This is a genomic window from Salegentibacter salinarum, from assembly GCF_900168115.1.
Taxonomy (GTDB): Bacteria; Bacteroidota; Bacteroidia; order Flavobacteriales; family Flavobacteriaceae; genus Salegentibacter; species Salegentibacter salinarum.
Map to the genome: position 1 here is coordinate 270,854 of NZ_FUZC01000002.1, position 23,693 is coordinate 294,546.

General features: G+C 37.0%; 25 protein-coding genes and 1 pseudogene. 15 read left to right on the forward strand and 11 right to left on the reverse strand.

Features of this window, described 5'->3' with window-relative positions; all coding sequences use genetic code 11:
- Window positions 1–44: 44 nt before the first annotated feature.
- On the reverse strand, window positions 45–2,402 hold the full coding sequence (locus tag B5X53_RS04135; RefSeq protein WP_079711977.1) for a TonB-dependent receptor: 2,358 nt from the start codon (window positions 2,400–2,402) through the stop codon (window positions 45–47).
- A gap of 405 nt (window positions 2,403–2,807) precedes the next feature.
- Here B5X53_RS04135 and B5X53_RS04140 point away from each other — a divergent pair, with 405 nt between their 5' ends.
- Window positions 2,808–3,170: a CoA-binding protein gene (locus tag B5X53_RS04140; protein ID WP_079711978.1), complete on the forward strand. Its 363-nt coding sequence runs from the start codon at window positions 2,808–2,810 to the stop codon at window positions 3,168–3,170.
- Here the strand turns inward: B5X53_RS04140 and B5X53_RS04145 are convergent.
- A complete protein-coding gene (locus B5X53_RS04145) occupies window positions 3,141–4,586 on the reverse strand; it encodes a sodium:solute symporter (protein WP_079711979.1) in 1,446 nt (481 codons plus the stop codon). The two genes, B5X53_RS04140 and B5X53_RS04145, sit on opposite strands and share 30 nt — an antisense overlap.
- Before the next feature lie 185 nt (window positions 4,587–4,771).
- Between B5X53_RS04145 and recR the strand changes: the two genes are divergently transcribed.
- Entirely contained in the window at window positions 4,772–5,389 is a 618-nt protein-coding gene (recR, locus tag B5X53_RS04150) for a recombination mediator RecR (RefSeq protein ID WP_079711980.1), read from the forward strand.
- 633 nt (window positions 5,390–6,022) lie between these two features.
- A complete protein-coding gene (locus tag B5X53_RS04155) occupies window positions 6,023–7,363 on the forward strand; it encodes a dihydrolipoamide acetyltransferase family protein (RefSeq protein ID WP_079711981.1) in 1,341 nt (446 codons plus the stop codon).
- Window positions 7,364–7,565: 202 nt separating this feature from the next.
- On the opposite strand, the pseudogene B5X53_RS19450 reads toward B5X53_RS04155, so the two are convergent.
- Window positions 7,566–7,985, reverse strand: a pseudogene (locus tag B5X53_RS19450) (BLUF domain-containing protein).
- 134 nt (window positions 7,986–8,119) lie between these two features.
- Between B5X53_RS19450 and B5X53_RS04165 the strand changes: the two are divergent.
- From B5X53_RS04165 to B5X53_RS04220, 12 genes are all read left to right on the forward strand, one after another.
- Window positions 8,120–8,896, forward strand: coding sequence for a 3'-5' exonuclease (locus tag B5X53_RS04165; RefSeq protein WP_079711983.1), 777 nt, complete (start codon window positions 8,120–8,122; stop codon window positions 8,894–8,896).
- A gap of 7 nt (window positions 8,897–8,903) precedes the next feature.
- Window positions 8,904–9,863 (forward strand): carboxypeptidase-like regulatory domain-containing protein, encoded by a 960-nt coding sequence (locus B5X53_RS04170; RefSeq protein ID WP_079711984.1) that lies wholly within the window; start codon window positions 8,904–8,906, stop codon window positions 9,861–9,863.
- A gap of 10 nt (window positions 9,864–9,873) precedes the next feature.
- Window positions 9,874–10,488, forward strand: a complete 615-nt coding sequence (locus B5X53_RS04175) for a fumarylacetoacetate hydrolase family protein (protein WP_079711985.1) — start codon at window positions 9,874–9,876, stop codon at window positions 10,486–10,488.
- Window positions 10,489–10,492: 4 nt separating this feature from the next.
- Window positions 10,493–10,834 carry an Hpt domain-containing protein gene (locus B5X53_RS04180; RefSeq protein ID WP_075327395.1) on the forward strand — a complete coding sequence of 114 codons (342 nt, stop codon included), beginning with the start codon at window positions 10,493–10,495 and terminating at the stop codon, window positions 10,832–10,834.
- Window positions 10,831–12,093: a competence/damage-inducible protein A gene (locus tag B5X53_RS04185; RefSeq protein WP_079711986.1), complete on the forward strand. Its 1,263-nt coding sequence runs from the start codon at window positions 10,831–10,833 to the stop codon at window positions 12,091–12,093. Before B5X53_RS04180 ends, B5X53_RS04185 begins: the two co-directional genes overlap by 4 nt.
- A 277-nt stretch (window positions 12,094–12,370) precedes the next feature.
- A complete protein-coding gene (gene rpmB / locus B5X53_RS04190) occupies window positions 12,371–12,610 on the forward strand; it encodes a 50S ribosomal protein L28 (RefSeq protein WP_057480126.1) in 240 nt (79 codons plus the stop codon).
- 25 nt (window positions 12,611–12,635) lie between these two features.
- Entirely contained in the window at window positions 12,636–12,818 is a 183-nt protein-coding gene (gene rpmG / locus B5X53_RS04195) for a 50S ribosomal protein L33 (protein ID WP_075327393.1), read from the forward strand.
- 6 nt (window positions 12,819–12,824) lie between these two features.
- The gene (locus B5X53_RS04200) at window positions 12,825–12,977 is read left to right on the forward strand and encodes a DUF4295 domain-containing protein (protein WP_070054108.1); all 153 of its coding nucleotides are present in this window, start codon (window positions 12,825–12,827) and stop codon (window positions 12,975–12,977) included.
- Window positions 12,978–13,115: 138 nt separating this feature from the next.
- Entirely contained in the window at window positions 13,116–14,069 is a 954-nt protein-coding gene (gene ftsY / locus B5X53_RS04205; RefSeq protein WP_101023080.1) for a signal recognition particle-docking protein FtsY, read from the forward strand.
- A gap of 81 nt (window positions 14,070–14,150) precedes the next feature.
- Window positions 14,151–15,863, forward strand: a complete 1,713-nt coding sequence (locus B5X53_RS04210) for an amidase family protein (RefSeq protein ID WP_232764114.1) — start codon at window positions 14,151–14,153, stop codon at window positions 15,861–15,863.
- Complete coding sequence (locus B5X53_RS04215; RefSeq protein ID WP_079711987.1) at window positions 15,864–16,145, forward strand: hypothetical protein; 282 nt, start codon at window positions 15,864–15,866, stop codon at window positions 16,143–16,145.
- A gap of 289 nt (window positions 16,146–16,434) precedes the next feature.
- Window positions 16,435–17,295, forward strand: a complete 861-nt coding sequence (locus tag B5X53_RS04220) for an aminotransferase class IV (RefSeq protein WP_079711988.1) — start codon at window positions 16,435–16,437, stop codon at window positions 17,293–17,295.
- Here B5X53_RS04220 and B5X53_RS04225 read toward each other — a convergent pair.
- The 8 genes from B5X53_RS04225 to B5X53_RS04260 all read right to left on the reverse strand — a co-directional run bounded on the left by B5X53_RS04225 (window position 17,292) and on the right by B5X53_RS04260 (window position 23,610).
- Window positions 17,292–17,561, reverse strand: coding sequence for an HNH endonuclease (locus B5X53_RS04225; RefSeq protein WP_079711989.1), 270 nt, complete (start codon window positions 17,559–17,561; stop codon window positions 17,292–17,294). The two genes, B5X53_RS04220 and B5X53_RS04225, sit on opposite strands and share 4 nt — an antisense overlap.
- Window positions 17,562–17,848: 287 nt before the next feature.
- Window positions 17,849–18,037, reverse strand: coding sequence for a hypothetical protein (locus B5X53_RS04230; protein ID WP_079711990.1), 189 nt, complete (start codon window positions 18,035–18,037; stop codon window positions 17,849–17,851).
- Window positions 18,038–18,087: 50 nt separating this feature from the next.
- Window positions 18,088–18,702, reverse strand: coding sequence for a hypothetical protein (locus B5X53_RS04235; RefSeq protein WP_079711991.1), 615 nt, complete (start codon window positions 18,700–18,702; stop codon window positions 18,088–18,090).
- Window positions 18,703–18,741: 39 nt separating this feature from the next.
- Complete coding sequence (locus tag B5X53_RS04240; protein ID WP_079711992.1) at window positions 18,742–19,104, reverse strand: Ig-like domain-containing protein; 363 nt, start codon at window positions 19,102–19,104, stop codon at window positions 18,742–18,744.
- Between the two features lie 143 nt (window positions 19,105–19,247).
- Window positions 19,248–20,402 (reverse strand): porin, encoded by a 1,155-nt coding sequence (locus B5X53_RS04245; RefSeq protein ID WP_079711993.1) that lies wholly within the window; start codon window positions 20,400–20,402, stop codon window positions 19,248–19,250.
- 392 nt (window positions 20,403–20,794) lie between these two features.
- The gene (locus tag B5X53_RS04250; protein WP_079711994.1) at window positions 20,795–21,298 is read right to left on the reverse strand and encodes a YkgJ family cysteine cluster protein; all 504 of its coding nucleotides are present in this window, start codon (window positions 21,296–21,298) and stop codon (window positions 20,795–20,797) included.
- 333 nt (window positions 21,299–21,631) lie between these two features.
- Window positions 21,632–22,246, reverse strand: coding sequence for a porin family protein (locus tag B5X53_RS04255; protein ID WP_079711995.1), 615 nt, complete (start codon window positions 22,244–22,246; stop codon window positions 21,632–21,634).
- A gap of 227 nt (window positions 22,247–22,473) precedes the next feature.
- Complete coding sequence (locus tag B5X53_RS04260; RefSeq protein WP_079711996.1) at window positions 22,474–23,610, reverse strand: P1 family peptidase; 1,137 nt, start codon at window positions 23,608–23,610, stop codon at window positions 22,474–22,476.
- Window positions 23,611–23,693 lie beyond the last annotated feature (83 nt).

Genomic DNA, 23,693 nt, shown 5'->3' on the forward strand with positions numbered 1-23,693 from the left:
GGGTTTTTTGGCTAATCAAACTAAACTACAAACTATATAATTTTTTAAAACACTCCACCGCCTTCGGCTTCGTTATCATCTCTTTGTTTTCTCTTCAATGCCCTGTTTTTTCCACCACCAAACCTGTACGCAAATCCTATATAAACATTTTGGGTTTCCCCTTTAAACCTTCCGGTTTGGGGAAGTGGCCGGCCATTAGTAAAACTGAATTCCTGCGTGTCAAAAACATCATTGAAGTTTAGACTAAGTGTAGCTTTATCGTTAAGAAAAGTATAGCGGCCGCCTAAATTCATAAAATACATTGGGTCCATATCCATTTGAAGATTTTTAGCTTTGCTTCGGTAAAACCCGAATAACTGGAATGTCAACTTATCGGTTGCTTTAAAGCTATGGTTGGTTCTAAAAGTCCAGGCGGTATTATCTGTTTCTAAATATTCAGTACCAACTACGCCTTTTAACTTCTGACTGTATACTTCAAAATTAGTATTGGTGCTCCACCAATTGGTGAATTTATAATTTGTGCCAAGTTCCAGTCCGTAAGCATTGTTATCTTCAAAATTGTCAAATTTTAGTAAAAGCGAACCTTCTTCATTAGGATCTTCAATAAAAACCTGGCTGATTTCATCGTTAATATTTCTGAAGAAAACTCCTGCAGTTAAACTTCCTTTTTTAGTGAATTTCCGGGTATAATTAAATTCCAAAGAATTAGTGAATTGTGGGTCTAACTCCGGATTTCCTGAAACGGTTAACCTGGGTGTACTTACCTCACGAATTGGACTCACCTGCCCAAAACCGGGACGGTCTACTCTTCGGCTATAGCTTAACTGATAAGAGTTAATTTCATTCGGTGTGTAATTTAGAAATCCGCTGGGGTAGATATTAAAGTAATCGTCAGAAAAAACATTCTCATCGTTGTAGATGGCGTCTACGCTAAAATTCTCCAATCTTGCCCCAACCTGATAAGACCATTTTTCAAAATTTTGCCCGTAAGTAGTATAAAATGAATAAATATCTCTTTTGTACTGATAGGTGGCATCGTTTAAAAAGTCGCTGGTGGTAGTGTAATCATTATCTGTATCTAAAAGTCTTGCTTCAGCGCCAATTTCCAGTTTACTGTTTTCAGAAAGCGGATTTTCATAATCTACGTTTGCAATTATATTCTCCCTGGTTTCCTTTACGTGCTCCCGATAATCGTTAAATCCATTAGTGTTTCCTTCAAATCCAAAAACAGAATTCTCGTCTTCATCAAAAGTGTTATAATCTACTTCAAATAAAATCTTATGACCTTCTTTTTCAAATTTCCTGTCGTAAGCAAAATTGTAGGTGCTGTTAATATTATTAAAATTAGCATCCAGATTTTGTGCCAGATCCAGGTCAGGATTAGTTGGATAAATAATTCTTAATGCTCCTAACGGTCCGCCATCATAATGATTCTGGTTGGTATAAAACGAGAAAGTATTCTTATCATTCAGGTAAAAATCTACTCCAACTTTATATAAATAAGATTCTCTTCTATTCGTAATATCAAAAGCCTGTCGGTAATTATCTTCGGTAAAATTAATTCGTCCCAAGTTGTTGCGGTCTCCAAACTGGGCGCCAAAATTTCCATAGAAATTGAATTTTCCTTTTCTGTAATTCATGTCCAGCGAACCGTTGTAACGAGTGTTCTCACCAATGGTCACACCGGTATTTAAATTTCCGTTGAAACCATCGTGAGCATTTTTGTGAAGCACAATATTGATAATCCCACTCATCCCTTCTGGATTATATTTTGCTGATGGATTGGTGATCAATTCGATAGTTTTAATAGAAGTTGAAGGGATTTGTTTCAGTAACTGCGCAGGATCCATATTGGTTGGTTTTCCGTCGATAAGAATGCGCACGTTAGAATTTCCACGAAGCGCAATATTTCCATCCTGATCTACATTTACCGAAGGCACGTTATTCATTATTTCTGAAGCGCTGGCGCCTGTAGTGGTAAGGTCTTTTCCGACATTAATCACTTTTCGGTCTATTCGCTGCTCTATGGTAGTGCGCTCTGCAACCACGGTAACACCATCCAGCATCGCCACATCGGGTTCTAATTTGATAGGACCAAAGTTATGGGTGCTTTGGTCTTTGGTAATTTCAATTTGTTTAGAAAAGGTCTTGTAACCCATAAACTGAACTTTAAACGTATAAGTTCCGTTTGGGATCTTTTCAATATAAAAAGTTCCATCTGCAGAAGAAGTATTTCCGGAAACCAGGTTTCCTTCCATATCTGTAATACTAATAGTGGCGTAGGGAATTGGTTCTTCCAGGTCGCCATCTATAACAGAACCCGAAATTTTGCCCACGGGTTCGTTGGCCATTGCAGTAAAACTGCTGATGCATAATGCTAAGATTAAAAATAACTGTTTCATTTTTTTGATTGATTTTGATGATTAGTATGTTTAAAATAAATCCTTGTATTGCATAATACCCGAATATTTTTTTTGGCAAATTCATGGTTGTGATGAATAGAACTTACCGATTTTTGATTGATGAATGACCCCTTTGTTTGTTATACCTTATACTTTGTATTGCATAATAGGTATACGTGTATTTCCAAAATTTTGATCTTTCTTCTACTATAAAGACGAATATAAAATTGATTTGTTACAGTATTTTGAAAAGAATTTTAAAAAAAGCCCGTATTTTAGAAATACGGGCAGCCATAAAGTACGGGTTTACTAACCATCACATCTATATTCCCGAACCTATAGCTATCCTAAAGACTATTGGGAAGTATTTTTGTTACACTTGTATTGAAACCTTAAATTTGTGATATGGAGAAAAAAACTTTGGTACTCGGCGCATCTCTTAATCGTTCCCGTTATTCTAATATCGCGATAGAACGCCTGGTAAGGTATAATCAACCTACGGTAGCTATTGGTTTAAGGAAAGGGGAAGTTGCAGGTGTAAACATAGAAACCGAAAAAGTTCCTTTTCAGGATATAGATACCGTTACGCTTTATCTTGGTCCGCCAAGACAGGAAGAATACTACGATTATATTGTTTCTTTAAATCCGGTTAGGGTAATATTCAATCCGGGAACTGAAAACCCTGAATTCTACCAAATACTCAGAAAAAATAATATTGAAGTCGAAATTGCCTGCACTTTAGTGATGCTTGGCACGAATCAATATTAATCCTAATAGCGTTAGGAATCCGTTGAGGATTAAAATAAAGAAACCAAACTCAAAGCCAAACCAAACCAGGCTGTTTATGCTAATTATATAAGATAAAACAGGGGCCAGAATGGCAACTATAGGCACTAACTTATCTTTTACTTTAATATTGGTGAATAAACCAAGCGTATAAAGTCCCAGTAGCGGACCGTAAGTATAACCGGCAAATTCGAAGAGCTTATTGATCACACTTTTATCGGCTATCGCGTATTTGAAAATTAGCATTACCACTATAAATAAGATAGAAATAACAATATGTATTTGTTTTCTAATTCTCATTTGTTTGGCTTCTGCGTATCGCTTTTCAATATTCAGAATATCAATACTAAAAGACGTGGTAAGCGCTGTTAAAGTACCATCGGCGCTGGAATAGGCCGCGGCGATAAGTCCCAGGATAAAAAGAATGGCCACCCCAATTCCTAACTCTCCTCCCGTGGCGATTGCGGGAAAAAGTTCATCTTTAATGGCGTCAATTCCACTTAAATCGGCGTATTGAGTAAGTAGAACCCCGAGGACAAGAAACATCATATTCACAATGGTAAGCACAATGGTGAACGAAAACATATTTTTTTGAGCATCTTTCAGGTTTCTGCAGGTAAGGTTTTTCTGCATCATATCCTGATCTAGGCCGGTCATTACAATCGCGATAAATGCCCCGCTTACAAATTGTTTGATAAAATGATCACTGCTTTTCCAGTCTTCAAAAAAGAAGATTTTAGTTAAACCGCTTTCTGAAAGATGGTTTATCATTCCCCCGGCCGTAATTCCTAATTCATCTGAAACCACAACTAAGGTAACGCCTAGAGAGAGCAACATAAAAAAAGTTTGCAGCGTATCTGTCCAGACTACGGTTTTAATTCCGCTCCTAAAAGTATATAACCAGATTAGGAAAATAGTAGCAGAAACCGTTGCATAATAAGGAACCCCTAATTCATCAAAAAGAATGAGTTGTAAAACGTTTGCTACCAAAAACAGCCTAAAACTCGAGCCGACTATCCTTGAAAGCAAGAAAAATGAAGCCCCTGTTTTATAGGAATATTTTCCAAAGCGGGTTTCCAGGTAAGAATAAATTGAAGTAAGATTTAACCGATAATATAGCGGCAATAAAATAAGCCCGATTACAGCATAACCTACCGTATACCCCAAAACCACCTGGAAGTAGCTGAAACTATCTGTAGCCACGGTTCCCGGTAAAGAAATAAAAGTAACCCCGCTAAGCGAAGCGCCAATCATCCCAAAAGCAACAATATACCAGGGAGATTCCCGGTTGGCGCGAAAAAATTCAGCATTACTGCCGGCCCGGCTGGAAAAAAAAGACACTAAAAATAAAAGTCCGAAATAAGCGGCAATTAAAATTAAAATCTGATAGGGCTGCATAGCGATGATTTTCTAACGGGGCGAATTTACAAATTAAGCTTAAACTTTAACCTTTTTCCTTAAAATGAACGATCAGTAATTTGGAGACAAGTTCAGGAGATATAAAACGGAAAATTATTTTTGCAATCAGGACAAGCTAGAGCATTTAAATCTCGATTATCGAGTAAAAATCATAAATTCGCGTTATGGATTTTTCTTCAAAACTATTGGAACAGGCCGTAGATGAAATGTCTCAACTTCCCGGCATTGGGAAGCGCACCGCGTTGAGACTGGTTTTGCATATGCTTAAGCAACCCGAATCGCAAACCAAACAGCTGGCAGATGCGCTCACCAAACTTAGAACCGAGATAAAACTTTGCAAGAATTGTTACAACATAAGTGACACCGATCTCTGTGCGATTTGTGCAAACCCTTCCCGGAATTCAGAAATTGTTTGCGTTGTAGAGGATATTCGCGATGTGATGGCTATTGAAAACACCGACCAATACCGTGGGCATTATCACGTTTTAGGCGGAAAGATAAGCCCGATGGATGGTATTGGCCCTTCCCAGCTTAGCATAAAACCTTTAATAGAAAAAGTACAGGCAGGAAAAGTAGAGGAGATCATTTTTGCCCTAAGCAGCACCCTGGAAGGCGATACCACCAATTTCTATATTTACCGGCAACTGGAAGGAACAGGCATTAAAACTTCAACTATAGCTCGTGGGATTTCAGTCGGGGACGAACTGGAATATGCCGATGAGGTTACTTTGGGAAGAAGTATCACAAACAGGGTTCCGTTTGAAAGTTCGACTAAAAGTTAATATCTTTAAAAGAACAATTTTTAAAAAAATGAAAACTTCAGAATTAAAGAAAGAAATTATTTCACGGCTGGACTTGCTGGATGAAACTCAACCATGAGGGAGAATTACATGAAGATGTTGTAGAGAGAATAAAAACCAAATATGGCTTCTAAAAGAGAAGTGATTTGGGCTCCGACAGCTGTAAAAGAATTGGATCAATTTCTTGAATATATTGAAAATGAATGGAGTAAGTCAATAAGCGAAGATTTTTTTATAAGCTGCAGCACCCAATAGAGCTTATCAGGCTTAACCCATATCAATTTCCTTCAATTTTAGGAGAGAAAAGTATCACAAATGCGTGGTAACCAGGCATAACTCCATTTATGACAGTATTCCGAATGAATCGGTTATCAGGATTCTTCATGTTTTCGATACCCGGCAAGACCCCATCAAACTTTCGCTAAAGCAGTAATATTTCTTCTTAAAAATTTAGTTTCAGCTTTGGAAATTGTAATTTTACCCGAGTGCGAATATATTTTCCTAGACGGAAAATTTATAATAATAATTCATTTTATTGATTTTTTAATATTTTTAAAGTTGAATTTTCATTAAATTCGCAAGCATAAACCTTAAAATAAGCTTTCAATTATAGATATGGCAAAGTTTGAACTTAAGCTACCAAAAATGGGCGAAAGTGTCGCCGAAGCAACTATTACCAACTGGTTAAAGGAAGTTGGAGATACCATTGAAGCCGATGAACCGGTTCTTGAAATCGCGACCGATAAAGTAGATAGCGAAGTTCCCAGCGAAGTAGAGGGGAAATTGGTAGAGAAACTTTTCGAAGCTGACGATGTTGTACAGGTAGGACAAACCATAGCCATTATTGAAATTGAAGGTGAAATTCCTGCCGGTGCAGGTGATGACGAATTAGACCTTGACCTGGATGGTAGGGAAGAGGAAGACCAATATGCTGAAGAAGTAGCCGAAAGTGTTGAAGCCGCAAAGGAAACAGCGGGAAGTAAAGATTTTTCTGAAGCTTCAAGATTCTATTCTCCTCTCGTAAAGAATATAGCAAAAGAAGAAGGTATAAGTTTAGATGAACTGGAATCTGTAGAAGGAACCGGGAAAGACGGTCGGGTGACCAAAGACGATATCCTGGCTTATGTTGAAAACCGGGAAAAAGGAACTTCTCAACAACAAGCACCAAAAACTGCTACAGCCCCATCAGCCGTTACAGGTAAAATGGCTGAAGCTAAAGCAAAATCTGAAGCCGTGATCCCATCTGGTGAAGATGAGATTATCGAGATGAGCCGAATGGGGAAAATGATTGCCCATCATATGGTTGAAAGTGCGCAAACTTCAGCACACGTTCAATCTTTTATCGAGGTAGATGTAACCAATATCTGGAACTGGAGAAATAAGCATAAAAACGATTTTCAGAAAAAAGAGGGTGAAAAACTTACGTTTACCCCAATTTTTATGGAAGCCGTAGCCAAGGCCATTCGCGATTTCCCTCTGATAAATATTTCGGTAGATGGTGATAAAATAATTAAGAAGAAAAACATAAACCTTGGGATGGCAGCAGCCCTTCCCGACGGTAACCTGATAGTGCCGGTAATTAGAAATGCAGATCAGCTTAACCTGGTAGGACTTGCCAAGAAAGTAAACGATCTTGCCAACCGCGCACGTCAGAATAAATTAAAGCCGGACGATATTCAGGGTGGTACTTATACCGTTACCAATGTTGGAACTTTTGGTAGTATTATGGGCACGCCGATAATCAATCAGCCGCAGGTTGCTATTCTTGCCCTGGGAGCTATAAGAAAAGTTCCTGCGGTTATAGAAACCCCAGATGGTGATTTTATAGGAATTCGTTATAAAATGTTCCTCTCACACAGTTACGACCATAGAGTCGTAAACGGTGCGCTTGGAGGTCAGTTTGTACAACGAGTAGCCCAGTATTTAGAAGGTTTTGATAAAAACCGCGAGATATAAGGTGGAATAATTTAAGGGTTGGTTAAAAATTTAAGACCGTCATCCTGAATTCATTTCAGAGTCTGCTCCGAAATTTATTCGGAGATCTAATATATTTAAAATTGATTCAAATTAGAAGCTGAAACAATCCCGAAGCTTCGGGACAGCTAGACGACAGCAAGACTTTTCAACCAACCTTTTCCTTTAATATTGCCATACAAACTCAAAGATTCTTAACGTAATTATGTAGAAGGCTCAAAGCTGGTTGTTCCAACAGTCTATTATCGTCGTCAAATAGATTTTCAGCTTCCAGGTTTTTATATCCAAGAATTTCAGAAGCCTCATCATTTTGTAATTTTTCAAAAGCCATAGACCAGTCAGAAAAATCACGTTTTTTACTAAAGCCCGAGTCCAACTCGGTTACGTGTTGGTGGCGTTCGTCTTTGGTAATTTTTTTATATAACCAATCAACCTTTTCCTCTTTGCCTTCAATATATTGAATAAAACTACCGTGGAAATAAATTTACATGCCTGTTACTCCAATTTCGCTATTGCGAGATTGGGATTTACTTAGAAGTTCCTTTAAATTATTATCGGTTATTAAGTGGCTTTGCCTGCTTACATAAGCAAGATATTTAAACATTCTGGTGTTTTTTGATATATTTCAAAGATAAAAAATGTTATTAGGTTTTGTTTAATATCGTATAAAATGCAAGTTCGTAAAAAAGTCAAACCTCATAAATTATAGTATATTTACCCACAAAATCAAGCTCCTTTATGGAATTAAACCTAACCAGACCTATTTGTTTTTTTGACCTCGAAACCACGGGAACAAATGTGGCCAAAGACCGTATTGTAGAAATCGCTATCCTTAAAGTTTTTCCTAACGGAAATAAGGAGAGTAAAACCTGGCTGGTAAACCCTGAAATGCCTATTCCTAAAGAAGTAGTGGCTATTCACGGAATTTCAGATGAAAAAGTGGCTAACGAACCCACTTTTAAAGAGCTCGCTTCGCAGGTGCACGAGATGATTAAAGGCTGTGATCTTGGTGGCTATAATTCTAATAGATTTGATATTCCTTTGCTGGTAGAAGAACTTTTACGCGCCGGGATAGATTTTGAAATGAAAAACGTAGTCGCCGTAGATGTACAAACCATTTTTCATAAAAAGGAACAAAGAACTTTGGCAGCCGCTTATCAGTTTTACTGCGGAAAAGACCTAATAGACGCCCACAGCGCTGAAGCCGATACCACGGCAACTTACGAGGTTTTGAAATCGCAATTAGACCGTTATGAAGATTTGCAAAACGATATGAAATACCTAGCCGATTATTCCGCCAGGAATAAATTTGCAGATTTCGCTGGATTTATCGCTTATGATAAAAAAGGAAACGAAGTTTTTGCTTTTGGTAAATACCGTGGTAAAAATGTAGAAAAAGTGCTGGAAGAAGAACCCGGTTATTTTGGCTGGATTCAAAATGCCGATTTTCCACTTTATACCAAAAAAGTCCTTACTGCTATAAAATTAAGAAAACTCAATAATAAACTGTCCTGAAAGGAAAATGAAGCAATGCCTTTTCGTAGTTTGTTTGCTGTGTTTCGCGGTAGCTTCTGCCCAGGAAAACCGCGTGATAGGTCAGGTGGTAGATGCTCTTACCTCCCAACCCCTGCCTTATGTAAATATAGTTTTGGAAGAACAACATAAGGGAACTTCAGCAGGCGCGCAGGGGAGATTTTTATTTGTTTTAAAAGGAGCAGATACTTCAGCTATATTAAAATTTAGTTTTGTAGGTTTTAAAACCGAATACATTAATTTAGGAAAGTTAAATAATAGTAGGGTAGTGAAAATGCAGCCAGATGTGAGTGCACTTTCTGAAGTTCAGTTATATAGTATTCTAAATAATAATTCCGAAAAAATCAATGATTTCCGCGGAAAGGAAAGTATAGGTTTGGGTAATTTCAGCGGCGGACAGTTTCCTAGTATGGTGGCCCGTTACTATGCCAGACCCGAAAATTTTAAAGCAGGTTGCTTTTTGGAAGAGGTAGAGGTTAGGTTCTTTGCTACTGACCTGAATATGAATAAAAAATCAAAATTTCGATTAAGAATACTGGAAGTAGGCCAAAATGGAAAACCGGCGGGAGATCTTTTAACTTCTAATTTGATTATAGAAAGAAGAAGTAACAGCTTTAAAACTAAAATCCCATTACTACAATATCGAATTCCAATTCCTAAGGAAGGATTTTTTGTAGCCGTAGAACATCTTTTTATTAAAGAGAACGAATATATTGAGAAGAAGGATTATAAAATTTACAGGGAAAATGATACCCTGCTCTACGATAATTTTAGAGTAGTTAAATATTTACCTGTTTTTAAAGGGGTGCTAGAAAAAAAGAAGCATGATTTTAATTCTTATTTTAAGGACACCAATGGTTGGAAGAAAATGAATAGTCTGGATAATTCCCATCAGGTTTTTAAGGGCGAATATCCTGCACCTGCCTTTAAAATTACCTTAACCGATTAATTGCTGAAACATGAAAATAATTTGCATTGGCAGAAACTACACTGATCATATTTCTGAATTACAAAATGAAAAGCCTGAAGATCCGGTTATTTTTCTGAAACCTGATACTTCCATTTTATTAAAAAAACAGCCCTTTTTTATCCCTGATTTTTCTAATGATGTTCATTACGAAGTTGAGGTCTTGGTGAAGATCAAAAAGGTGGGAAAACATATTCAGGAGAAATTTGCGCATAAATATTATGATGAAATTGGCCTGGGAATAGATTTCACGGCCAGGGACCTTCAACAAAAATTAAAAGATAAAGGATTACCCTGGGAAAAAGCAAAAGCATTTGATGGAGCTGCGGTCATAGGGGAAAAATGGTTGGCCAAAGATGCGGTTGGCGATATAAATATGCTTAACTTTAGTTTAGAAAAGAACGGCGAAACCGTTCAAAAAAGCAATACCCGATTAATGCTGTGGAAAATAGATGAGCTAATTGCCTATGTTTCACAGTTTTTTACTTTAAAAATAGGAGATGTGATCTTTACCGGGACCCCGGCGGGCGTTGGTAAGGTGACTGCAGAAAATAAATTAACCGGATTTATAGAAGACAAACAAATCTTTTCAATTCAAATAAAATAGTACTATGAGCAACTACGATTTAAGTGAGGTTAAGGAAATGGCCGGTGGCGACGAAGATTTCATGAAAATAGTGGTACAAACCTTTTTAGAAGAAATTCCGCCTGATGTGGAAGCGATGAACGAAGCTATTTCTAACGATAATCCAGATCTCGCTTATCAATTTGCGCATAAAATGAAGCCCAATTTACAGTTGTTTGGCCTGGAACTTATGGACGAGGTAAAAGTAATTGAAGCCTGGGCAAAGGCCGGGAAAAAGAAAGACGAAGTGCCAACCGCGGCTTCAAAAATCACCAAGAAAGTAAATGTAGCCAGTATTGCCCTTAAACGTGATTTTGAACTGGAATGAAAGCAGAAATAATTACCATTGGAGATGAGATTCTCATTGGCCAGATTATAGATACCAATTCAGCATTTATCGCTAAAGAGTTGAATAAAATTGGTATTTCAGTAAAACAAATTTCTACAGTAGAAGACGAGAAAAGTCATATCCTGGAGGCTTTATACGAAGCTAAAAACCGGGCCGATATTATAATTATCACCGGCGGTCTCGGGCCTACCAAAGACGATATTACCAAAGATTGTTTATGCGAATTTTTTGAGGATAAACTCGTTAAAAACGAGGAAGTACTCAAGCATATAGAATTTTTGTTTGATAAATATATAGACACCCCAATTTCCGATTTAAACCGAAAACAAGCCATGTTGCCGTCTAAAGCCGTGGCTTTAAAGAATAAATACGGCACAGCCGCGGGAATGTGGTTTGAAAGCGAAGGTAAAGCTTATATTTCCCTTCCTGGCGTTCCTTTTGAAATGAAAGCGCTTATTGAAGGCGAAGTGGTGCCTAAACTTCAGCAGACATTTAAAAGACCGGTTATTCTGCATAAAACCGTATTGACCTACGGAATGGGTGAAAGCGCTATTGCCGATAAAATTGAAGATTGGGAAAACAATTTACCACCTTACATCAAACTGGCGTATTTGCCAAACCTCGGTCGGGTACGTTTGCGTTTAACCGCTAAAGGCGAGAACGAAGAACATCTTCAAAATAGTATAGAAAGCCTCATTACAGATCTCCACGGAATTATTGGCGATATTATTGTTGGTTATGAAGACGATGAACCTATAGAAATACAAATTTCGAGGTTATTGAGAAAAATTAATGCGAGTATAGCCACGGCTGAAAGTTGTACCGGCGGCAAACTGGCAAGTTTATTTGCTACACCTCCCGGCGCTTCCAACTACTATAAAGGCAGCGTGGTAAGCTATGCAACCAGTGTTAAAGAAGATATTTTAAAAATAGATAAAAAGTTGATCGAAGAACATTCGGTGGTGAGTAAAGAAGTCGCAATTGCCATGGCAAAAAATATTCGCGATCTTTTTAAAACCGATTATGCGATTTCTACCACGGGGAACGCGGGTCCCGCCAAGGGAGACAGCGACGCCGAGATTGGTACTGTTTTTATAGGAATTGCCACGCCCGATAAAGTTTATGCGAAAAAATTTATCTTCGGGAATCATCGCGATAAGGTGATAGGCAAAGCGGTAAACAAAAGCATGGAAATGATTCGGGAAGAACTATTTCAGCAAATAAAAACATATCCTTAGGCTTATTTTTCAGTTTAAAATAGTTGGAATCTCTTAATCTAAGCTTTGAATTTCAGAAGCTTAAATATTTTCTTGCTTTAAAAAAGATTAAATTTGCAGGGCGAAAAAGTTTATTAGTTTTCTAATACAACGAAAACAGGGAGTGTTCAGCTAAAAAACTGGTTTGATTTACATATTTCAAAAAGCTTAAATATTTTTTTAAATTAATATTGTTTGTTAGGTGAAAAAATCGTTAATTTGCAGCCTGTTTTGAAATAACGAGAAAAGATATAGAGCAATGTCAAGAGTTTGTGAACTTACTGGTAAAAGAGCGATGGTTGGGAACAATGTTTCTCACGCTATGAACAAAACCAAACGTAGATTTAATGCCAATTTGGTAAAGAAACGTTTTTTTATTCCTGAGGAAGATAAATGGGTCACTTTAAAGGTATCTACATCTGCACTTAAAGATATTAATAAAAAAGGCATCTCTGCTGTAATTAAAGAAGCAAGAGAAAAAGGATTTTTGAAGAAATAATCCTTAAGCATAAAAACAAATTACAATGGCAAAGAAAGGAAACAGGGTACAGGTTATACTAGAGTGTACAGAGCATAAAGCTACCGGACAACCGGGAACTTCAAGATACATTACTACCAAGAATAAAAAGAATACGCCGGATAGATTGGAGATAAAGAAATTTAATCCAATCCTTAAGAAAATGACGGTTCATAAAGAGATAAAATAATTAGTTATGGCTAAGAAATCAGTAGCATCGATACAAACAGGGTCTAAGAGATTGACCAAAGCAATTAAAATGGTGAAATCTCCAAAATCTGGTGCCTATACTTTTGTTGAACAAATTATGGCTCCGGAAGACGTGAACGACTTTTTGAAGAAAAAGTAAGCTAAACAAACTTCCTTGAAAACATTTACGAAGCCGTCTGGATAACCTCTGGACGGCTTTTTGTTTTTATGTATATTTACAACTGAAAATTTCGGGAACATACTTCCGGAATTTGTTGATTTTAAACCTTCCAAAAAAATGAGTTTATTTAAAAAGATATTTTCTAAAGACAAAAAGGAAAACCTGGATAAAGGGCTGGAAAAGACCAAAACCAGCTTTATGTCTAAAATGAGTAAAGCCGTTGCCGGTAAAACCAAAGTAGACGAAGAGGTTTTAGACGATCTTGAAAACGTATTGGTGAGCAGTGACGTTGGTGTGGCCACCACAATTAAAATTATAAACCGAATTGAAGAACGCGTTGCCCGCGATAAATATTTGGGTACCGAAGAGCTTAACAAAATACTGCGGGAAGAAATTGCCGGCCTGCTTTCTGAATCTGAAACCGGTGAAGCAGCAAATATACAGTTGCCAGATGTAAAACCATATGTGATCATGGTAGTTGGCGTTAACGGGGTTGGTAAAACTACCACTATAGGTAAACTCGCCCACCAGTTTAGAAGCGCCGGTAATAAAGTTGTGTTAGGTGCAGCCGATACCTTTAGAGCTGCCGCAATAGATCAATTGCAAATTTGGGCCGATAGGACCGATGTTCCTATTGTACGTCAAAAAATGGGCAGCGATCCTGCTTCTGTAGCTTTTGATACCGTGCAAAGTGCGGTAAAACAAAATGCCGATGTAGTGCTTATTGATACCGCGGGTAGACTTCATAATAAAGTGAATTTAATGAACGAACTTACCAAGGTAAAACGCGTAATGCAAAAGGTGATTCCTAATGCTCCTCACGAGGTTTTACTGGTTTTGGATGGTTCTACCGGGCAAAATGCATTTGAGCAGGCAAAACAGTTTACAGCAGCTACAGAAGTAACTTCCCTAGCTGTTACAAAGTTAGATGGTACTGCAAAAGGCGGCGTGGTAATTGGTATTAGCGATCAGTTTAAAATTCCTGTAAAATATATCGGTGTAGGTGAAGGTGTAGAAGATTTGCAGGTTTTCAATAAATACGAATTTGTAGATTCCTTCTTTAAACAGTAATCCGATTTTTCAATGCTACGTAAATTGGTAATTTCCTGATTGATATTTCGTTTAATTTCCGGCTTTTTAATTTATAAATAGATGAAAAAACTTTTACCTGATAATCGAGATTTTAATGCTTCCAGTCCTGCCTCGATATTCAATTTTTTTTTCCCATCTAAATGCTTTGTGAACTTTCGAGGTATTTTACTCCTTCTATTACTTCCCGTGATGTTTTCCTGCGCAGATGATAAAAATTCCGAAGATGAAAATATCGATTCCCGGGATTCACTTAAAACCGAAAAGGAAGAAGAATTTAAAGTTTTAGATTCTAAAAATATTACTCAGGATTCTCTTTGGGCTCCTTTTGAGAGTGATTTAGCCAAATTTTCAGAAGATAAATACGAGGCTATAAAACCACATATTTTTGATAAGAATATTCCTGAAATACAGGAGGCGGTGAAAAATGGCGAGCTTACTTACGAGGAACTTTCCCTGTTTTACCTATACCGAATTAAAAGAATTGACCGTGAAAATGAGTTTTCTCTAAACTCGGTCATTTCTTTAAATCCAAACTTGCTGGAAGAAGCCCGTGAAAAGGATGAACAATTAAATAATTCTGAAGAGAAACATTTAATTACAGGGATTCCGGTGTTGCTAAAAGATAATATCAACACGCAAAATATGGCGACCACCGCCGGAGCTATTGCCTTGCAGGATAACCAAACCGAAGATGCTTTTATCGTTCAGAAATTAAAAGAAAATGGCGCTTTAATTCTCGGCAAATCCAATCTAAGCGAATGGGCTTATTTTTTTTGTGGTGAGTGCCCCAGCGGTTATTCAGCGATTGGTGGACAAACCTTAAACCCTTACGGTAGAAAGATTTTTGATACCGGTGGTTCCAGTTCTGGTAGTGCCGTTGCAGTTGCAGCTAATTTGGCTCCTGTTGCGATAGGTTCAGAAACTTCGGGGTCTATTCTTTCGCCTTCCAGCCAGAATTCGGTGGTAGGTTTAAAACCAACTATCGGGAATTTAAGTCGGGGTGGGATTGTTCCAATTTCCAGCTATTTAGATACTCCCGGTCCAATTACAAAATCGGTTATAGACAACGCCATTTTATATTCGGCTATGACCGGTAAAGATGTGGAAGACGCCTTTTCCATTGAAGTTGAAAATACCGATTTCAATTTTGAAAACACAACCTTGGATGGAAAACGTTTTGGTGCTTTTAAGCAATTAATGCAAGAAGATTCGCTTTATAAACGGGCGGTGAACGATCTTAAAAGTACAGGAGTAGAAATTGTAGAATTTGAAGCCGAAGAAATTGAGCTGGAAAACTTTCTGCGTTTGCTCAGCCTGGATATGAAAAAAGATCTACCTGACTATTTAGAAAAATATGGTGGTGAAACAGGTTTTACTTCGGTAGACGATATTGTCAAATTCAATATAGAAGATTCTATTAACAGAATGCCTTATGGCCAGGCACTTTTTGATGGAATTTTACATGAGTCGGGAGATACCACAGATCTTGATTCTATAAAAAGCGATTTAAGTGAAAAAGGGAAAAAGTATTTTGATACCCCAATGCAGGAACATAATTTAGACGGAATTTTATCTATAAATAATTATCACGCAGGTTTTGCTGCGGTAGCACATTATCCGGCAATCACTGTACCTATGGGTTACAGCGAAGAAGGCGCACCAAAAGGTCTTACGTTTTTCGCAAAATCTTCTGAAGAAAATAAACTTTACCAATGGGCTTTTGCTTACGAACAGGCTTCCAAACGCCGAGAAACTCCAAAAAATTACGAGTAAATGAAACAACGGAATTTGAAACCGCTAATAAGCAAGATCATTTTGTTCTACAGCATATTTTATGGCGCTATGAAAATCATTGCCGTATTATTTCAGGACGCCTGGCCGTTGCCAAACCTTATTATGACCATCCCTTTTGTGATTTTTGCCATAATAGGCGGGATTTTGCTTAAACGTGATACTTATTCCTGGGTGTACGTAGCCGCAGGGGTAATTGTAATAAGTATAGTTCGTTATTACGAAATGCAGTGGCTACAGCAATTACACCAGCATTTTAATTAAAATAAATGTTTAGCAACTAAAGAAGATCTTATCATTTTTAATGTTTTCTTGTAGTTATTTTTATGATTTAATGGCATATCGAAAATTTATCGTAAAATTTGAAGCGAAAGCACCGCAAAATTTTAGGCTGTTTGAACTAACGTTTTTCTTTCTAGTTAAAGAGGCGAGTTCCTAAAATTTAGGTGACGTGCGAAAAATTTAGATAAAGTTTCGTAAGCCTAGAATTTTTTGGTTCTTTTTTTCAGCAATGGAAAAAAAGAACAATATTAATAAGTAGTACCTAGTTGTTATGAAACCTAAAAAAAAGTACCCTTCGGAAGTTTATTTAAACGGAAAATGGGTAAAACCCGATGAGGCTTTTGTTTCGGTTTTTGACCGTGCGTTTATGTTTGGTGACGGAATCTATGAAGTAACACCATTTTATAACGGAAAAGCTTTTAAGCTGAAAGAACACCTGAAACGCCTGCAATATTGCCTGAACGAGATCCAGGTTGCTATTGATGCTTTTTCGCTGGAAAAATTAATGTACGAAGCTATAGACCGTACCGGTTTAAATAAAGCTGATGCGGCGGTTTATATACAGGTGAGTAGGGGAGTTGCGGCCCGAAGCCACTTTGTTCCCGAAAAGATTGAAACCACCGTCCTGCTGTATGCCTTTCCCGTAACTTTAGAAGGTTTTGAAAAGAAAACCTGGGAAGTAATTGCCACAGAAGATAAACGCTGGCATCGCTGCGATATTAAGTCGACAGCACTTTTAGCCAATGTGATGGCAAACGAAGAAGCCATCGCGGCCGGGTTTGCCGAAAATCTCCTGGTACGCAAAGGTTATTTTACTGAAGGTTCGCATTCCAGCCTGTTTTTTGTAAAATACGGCGTAGTGCATACCCATCCCGAGGGCCACAAGATCCTCTCCGGCATTACCCGCGCCGAAGTGATTGACATCTGCACCGATTTAAATATAAAAGTGGTTGAAAAAGCTGTGCATATAGATGAACTGGTAGAAGTAGAAGAAATCTTCGTCACCGGCACCACCACGCAAATTATTCCCATAAGCTCCATTACCCACAAAGATAAAAAAGTCTACACCGCCCAAAAAGACAGTCTTACAAAAAAAATACAGGAAGTTTTTATTAAGAAGTCGAGGGGCTAATTTTTATAAGTGCTATTGCAATATGGGTGTGCTAATTGAGCATTTTCAAAGTTTTCTATTCCTCCTTCTGCTTTTCTTTGAATATGATCAACAGTTATGGAATTAGCATGAATCCAGGCATTGAAAATCTTACATCTTACAGCTTTTGAAAGGGCTTCATTTATAAATGCGGTAGATTCTGTGTGGTCAAAAAAGTCTTTGGCGGTTATTAAACTATCATCATAATCTGCATCTTTAATAAATTTATAATCGCCGGAGCTTAACACATTTTAAATGGCCGTATTCCTGTCATTATTTTTCAATTCATTTACTAAGCTGATTAAAAATTTTAATGTACGGAATGGCTTTGGATGAATTTCTGTAATGCCTTAAAATTTGCTGCATTATGAAATCAAATTCCATTTATAGTTCTTCGAAATCTTCCTTACGGGCTGTAAATTCCTTTAGTCTTTATTATGCGTTGTATCGATTTGGGTTTCACTTAAATCTTCCAGATATGTTTTGAGGGTAATGAATGTTGCTTTGTCCAATTTGCCAAAGCCTTCCCTTCTAATCAATAAACCAAAATTGTATGGTCTAAATTATACCTGTAATCTATGGATTTGTAGAATACTTTTTGGGTAATTTCATCGCCATTTTCATCATAAAAAACCTTTGGTTTCTCCTGACTATAACCGCTTAAAGGGAAGAACAATAAAATAAGGCCGCTTAATAAAAGAAAAATGTTTATTTGGCTTTTCAATCTTCTAAATTTAAAGGGAACTTATAGGTTGTATGAAATTATCGTGTTGATTAATTGATTTTATAAGTAAATCCCAATTGAATTAAAAGATGGAGATCTTCCCCTGCTATTTGCCATTTATCGGAATCTCTAAGAGAACCAACCGGATCGGTCCATAGTAAGGAAGGTTCTAATTGCAGCGCTAAATTATTACTAAGTTTAGAACTAATTATTCCGGAAATATTAGCACTCATAAAATTAATTTCCATGCCGGAAGAAGAATTTGTTAGATCCTGCCTGAAATTCTGATGGGTATATCCAAACCCGAAGTTATATCCCAAATTCCATTTGTTATTATCTTTTAAATGTTCCAGTAAAATTAATGAAGTTAAAGAGGTTACATCACCATTAATTGGTTCGTTCAGATTTTTCCAGTTTCTTCCTTTTATGCCGGCATTTAGATATTGAAACTTAAGCTTAATTCCAAAATAAGAATCTGGTTTAGCGTATTTTAGAGAGAGATAGGAGCTAAAGGGAAGTGAGTAATCTATATCAATATTACTATCCATATTTTCAAAGGTATAAGCAGAGCCTGATCCCAGTCCGAAACCGACTTCCAGGCTTTGCGATTTTCCTTCAGTTATTGCAATTAAAAAAAAGCAGGTTATTAGTAAAAGTTGTTTCATAGGTATTATTAAATCTGAGTTTTTAGCGCTGGTTATAATTTATTTCCGGGCTTCGATATTAATTCTAATAATTCTTACATTGTAGGCTTCATCCCGGCTTATGGAATAAGCATTGTGGGTAATTTCAACAGTGTCAGTTCCGGTAAAACCAGCTTCCGGTTTATAAGTATAGATGAAATTTCCGGTAATAGAATCTTGTTCAATTTTGCTTATTTCACAATTCACAGCTTGCCTGGTAATGCTAAATCCATCCTCATCGCCCGGAAACTCAAGGTCGTATTCGTAAATTTCATTTTGGGAAATAACAATGTTTTCTTCAGTGATTGGAATATTCTTACTATCATCATCCTTTGAACAGGCAACAAAAAAGATCGAAATTAATACCGGTAATATTTTTTTCATCATGGGGGTTTAATAGTAGATGCATTTTTTTGTGAAAGGTTGCGTCTAAAAATGCAATAATGTTTTATGAAAAATGTTTATAAAATAAGAATGTCAAGGATTATAGGTTGTAGAATTCATAAAAATAAAAGGGGAGAACTCGATTACAATAATAATAGCGGAGCAATAAAACCAACCCTCACTTCATTTTTATTATAACTGGAGGCCCCAAAATTTTGCGATGCAAATTCTGAATAATCAAAATAACGGCCAATATAAGCCAGGAAAAACCGGAGGTCAAGATTTTTAAAAGGGCTGTAATATATGGTTGGGATCATTCCGTAGCTTCTTCTTATGTGATCATTACTTGTTTTTACGTTATCGTAGGCGCTGCTCGTCATAAGTGTTAATAAACCGGTGAATTTTGGGTTAAAGCGGTATTCTGCCCTTATCCAATTTTCGATATATAATACATCTTCGGCAATGGATTGGTCATTCACAATGCTGGTGAGAATTCCTTTTGTATCTACCTCCTCATAACTGTAATGAAAATCGTACATCAGGCTTAGATTACGATTTTGATATTTGTGGCCTAAAGTAAAAAAAGTGGTTCCTCTTTTTTTAACTTCATAAGAATGACTCAGGCTATAGATAGTTTGAAGTTTACCATCAAAAAAACTTCCCCGCCAGTTCCCCACATAAGCAACCGGCCAATCTGGTTCCTGGATGTTTTCGGCAACAATATCACCATAGAGATCGTCGTAATGCATTGTTCGGGAATTTAAAACCTGGAAACCAAATTTATGATTTTCTAAAGCCTGGTAGGTAATTCCGGCCCCGGTAACAAACGCGAGGACATTATTGTAAACATCATTATATTCTAAAACATACAACGGACTGTACTCATATTCATACCCGCCATAAAAAGGATTCATTTTCCCAAGCCTGATATCAAGCTTAGGGCTGGCTTTAATATCAATAAACGCAAGTTCAATATTACTGCCTAATCTATCCAGCGTTTGTACATCGCTATTTTTATTAAATCGGTTTCTAAAGGTGAAATTCACTTTTTCGTGTAATTTCCCGGAAATTCCAAGCGCGGTAAAACCATTAAGAAACTGTATTCCGTTGTAATAATTATCACCACCTCTAAAAGTATACGCCTGAAATCCCAGCCGCATATCAAAAGTGAAATTTATATTTTTTAAAAGCTCAATTTTATCGGACGGAATAATAGGTTCGCCCAGACTGTCTTTTTGCTGCGAGAACCCCAGCACCGGAATTAATAAAAGCAGACTTATTAAATATAATTTTATCATGAATCAGTGGTAATTTTCTCGCAAGGCGAGATTTAAATTATTCGCTCTGAATGCCTCACGAGCTGGTTTACTAGTCCACTTTTCAACTGCTTTTCTGGTAGAAAATTTTTCCAGGAAATGTACGTATGGTTCAGTAATAAATTTTTTTCGTGTCGGATATTTTATAAATCTAATAAAATTTTAGGTAAAATTTAGCGGTTACTTGGAATTTCAGAATATTTAAGAATTCTGGATACTAATGTTTTTGTAAAGATCAATCCCTGAATTTCCATTTACTCGATAATCGAGATTAAACGTTCCGAGGCCTGTCCGAATCAATCAGGCGGGCCTGCCTGGAAATCAAATGATATTTTCTAATAATAATACTTGTGAGCTTACTCCGAAGTTGTTTACTAAAACGAAACTCCAAAACTATCTGATAATAACTTATCAAGTTCTCTGACCTCCAAAAGTAATTCCTGATGGTTTTGTGATAAGGATAATTCAGACTTATTTTGCCGAAGCAACTTTTTCAATTCGAGCATTTTAAAGTGAAATGATTTGGATTGTAGTTCAATCTGTAATGTTGCTACCTGTTTTTCAATGGATATCTTTTTTTGTTTAACTACATCAATCACTTGAATAGCCTTATCAAAACTCAACTCCTTTTTTTCAAAGGATTTCAAAACGCCACACTCAAAATTGCTACATGCCTTCGGTCTTTGAGAATAAATATTACAACCATTGCAGTCAAATTTATCACAGGGTAGAAAAAACATTCCATTTTCATCTGTTTCTTCAATATCCATCAACTGTCTTAATGGTGACAGCTCTTCATTATCGAGCTGTACAAAACCAATTAAAGTACCATCACAACATAAACCACAAGACAAACAGATATTTATTGGTTCACTCATCTTTTCTGAATTTTAAGGTGTCTAATATAAATTTCTTACTCATAGCCGGCTAATATAGGATAAACATAGCCGTTTTCGCAGGTATAATTTCCGGATTAGTGCTTAATTGAAATTCTTAAGTCCTCTGTCTTTAATTGGTGCTAATGGTTACGAACAAATAACGGGAATATGGATACGGACTTATCGGCTTGATCTGTTTCTTTCCTGGTTTCTTAAATTGCACTTTTTCCAAGATGCCTGTTGACTCTATAACCAACCATACAGGACGTCACGAAACTGTCCAATTAACCTATAGATGTCTTACATAATCTACACAATAAAATTTCAAGGCAGCTATAGATAAAATTCCAGACCTGTTGAAATTATTGAATTCTTAAGGGTTGAGTCATGTCTTTTTATGTCCCTGGAATATCTCGCTCCCAGGTAAATATCTTTTGTGACCTTATAATTTATTCCAAAGGAGATTGCCAAGGAGATTCGTAAATCATTGTCATCTTCCTCCTGGAAGTTTCCATAGTCTCCACGCCCTTCTACTATTTTACTACTATTTTTAAAAATAAATCCGGCTTGTGGCCCAGCTTCTAGGTGAAAATTATCAGAAAGTGAAAAATCAATTAAAACAGGAATATTGAATGCGTATTCATTGACGCGAATTTTTGAGATTTCCCTCCTTTCAGCTTGAGGGTCATTTAAATCATATAATATAATATTCGCATTCATGTCTGAACCCTGAAAGCTGAAGAAGACCTCTGGTTTTAAGTTAAATGTGTTATTAAGTTCAAATTTCCCAGTTCCTCCCAAATAAAATCCAGGTTTAAAACTATAGTTATCAGTGAGGTCTGAATGATATTTAGATAAATTGAAACCGCCCTTGATGCCGTATGCTGTTTGTGCATATGAAGTTTGAAATCCTATAAAAATTAGGATAAAGATGATTTTTAATCGCATAAATGATTTGAATTAAGATTAATGAATGAGAGCCGAAATTAAAAGAATAGTTTATCGTAGCAAATGAATGATTAGATTAATATAAAAAATTAGCGGTAAGGCGGTTTCAAAGTTGTAATGCAATAGAGCTTACTAAAAGGTTAGTTATCCAAATATATTTTTTCGTGATCCACTAGGTTGAGTCAATTTTATTTGACTTTGTGTTAGAAATGTGCCAAACTTTTTTGTTAATGCTCCTCAATTACTCCAGCTTTTTTCAAATGTTCTAAAACATCAGTTATTGGTAAAGCTTTAATATTTCGATTTTTAAATCCGGTTGTAGTTTTGGCCATAAAAAGGGAATTTAAGATCGCTTCTTCTGTAGCTTCAATGGCAGCCATAAATAATGGCGACATTAAATCGTTGGTAACCACTTCCTGCTCCAGGGTTGCGGTTTCTATTTTATACGGAATCCTAACGCCTTCGGCGGTTGAGAAAGCGATCACATAATCGCCGCTGCCGTTCGAAGCAATTCCGCCGGTTTTTGCGAGCCCGAGAAATGCCCGTTTCGCCAGCCGTTCCAGGTTTCGATTATTTAGCGGCGCATCGGTAGCCACTACAATCATACATGAACCATCTACATTATTCAGCAAATCATCTTTAAAACTATATTTTCCAAGTTTTTGCCCAACCGGAACTCCGGCAATTTGCAAAACGCCGCCAAAATTACTTTGCACTAAAACGCCTAAAGTGTAACCGCCCAGACTTTCTGGCAGTTTGCGGGAAGAAGTACCTATCCCGCCTTTATAACCAAAAGCAATAGTACCGGTGCCGGCACCAACATTTCCTTCAGTAACTTTACCCGATTTAGCATTTTCTATTGCAGAAATTACATCTTCTTTCTTTACATGTTGTCCACGGATATCATTTAAATAGCCATCGTTGGTTTCGCCTACCACCGCGTTAACTGAGCGTACGTTTTCATTCCCGGGAAGGTTCAGCGTATATTTTATCACCGCGTCCATCGCGGTTGGGACATTTAAAGTATTGGTAAGGATCACTGGTGTTTCCAAATTTCCCAGTTCGTTAATTTGGGTGCTGCCGGCCAGTTTTCCAAAACCATTTCCAACAAAAACCGCTGCGGGGACTTTCTGCTGAAAAATATTCCCGCCGTGCGGAAGAATTGCCGTCACACCCGTCTGCACCGAATCGCCTTTCACCAAAGTGGTATGACCAACATTTACGCCTTCAACATCGGTAATGGCATTAAGTTCTCCTCGCTCCATTACCCCGATCTTCAGCGGTAATTCAGATACTCGCTGCTGGGCGCTTAGCGTATTCAAAAGGAGAAATAAAAGCATAGGGAAGAGGAGATATTTTTTCATTTATAAGTAGTTTCTTAAGTATTTGATAGATTGGAAAGTTACAAAATAGTTTAAATGGCTATTTATGAAATTATTAAAAGCAT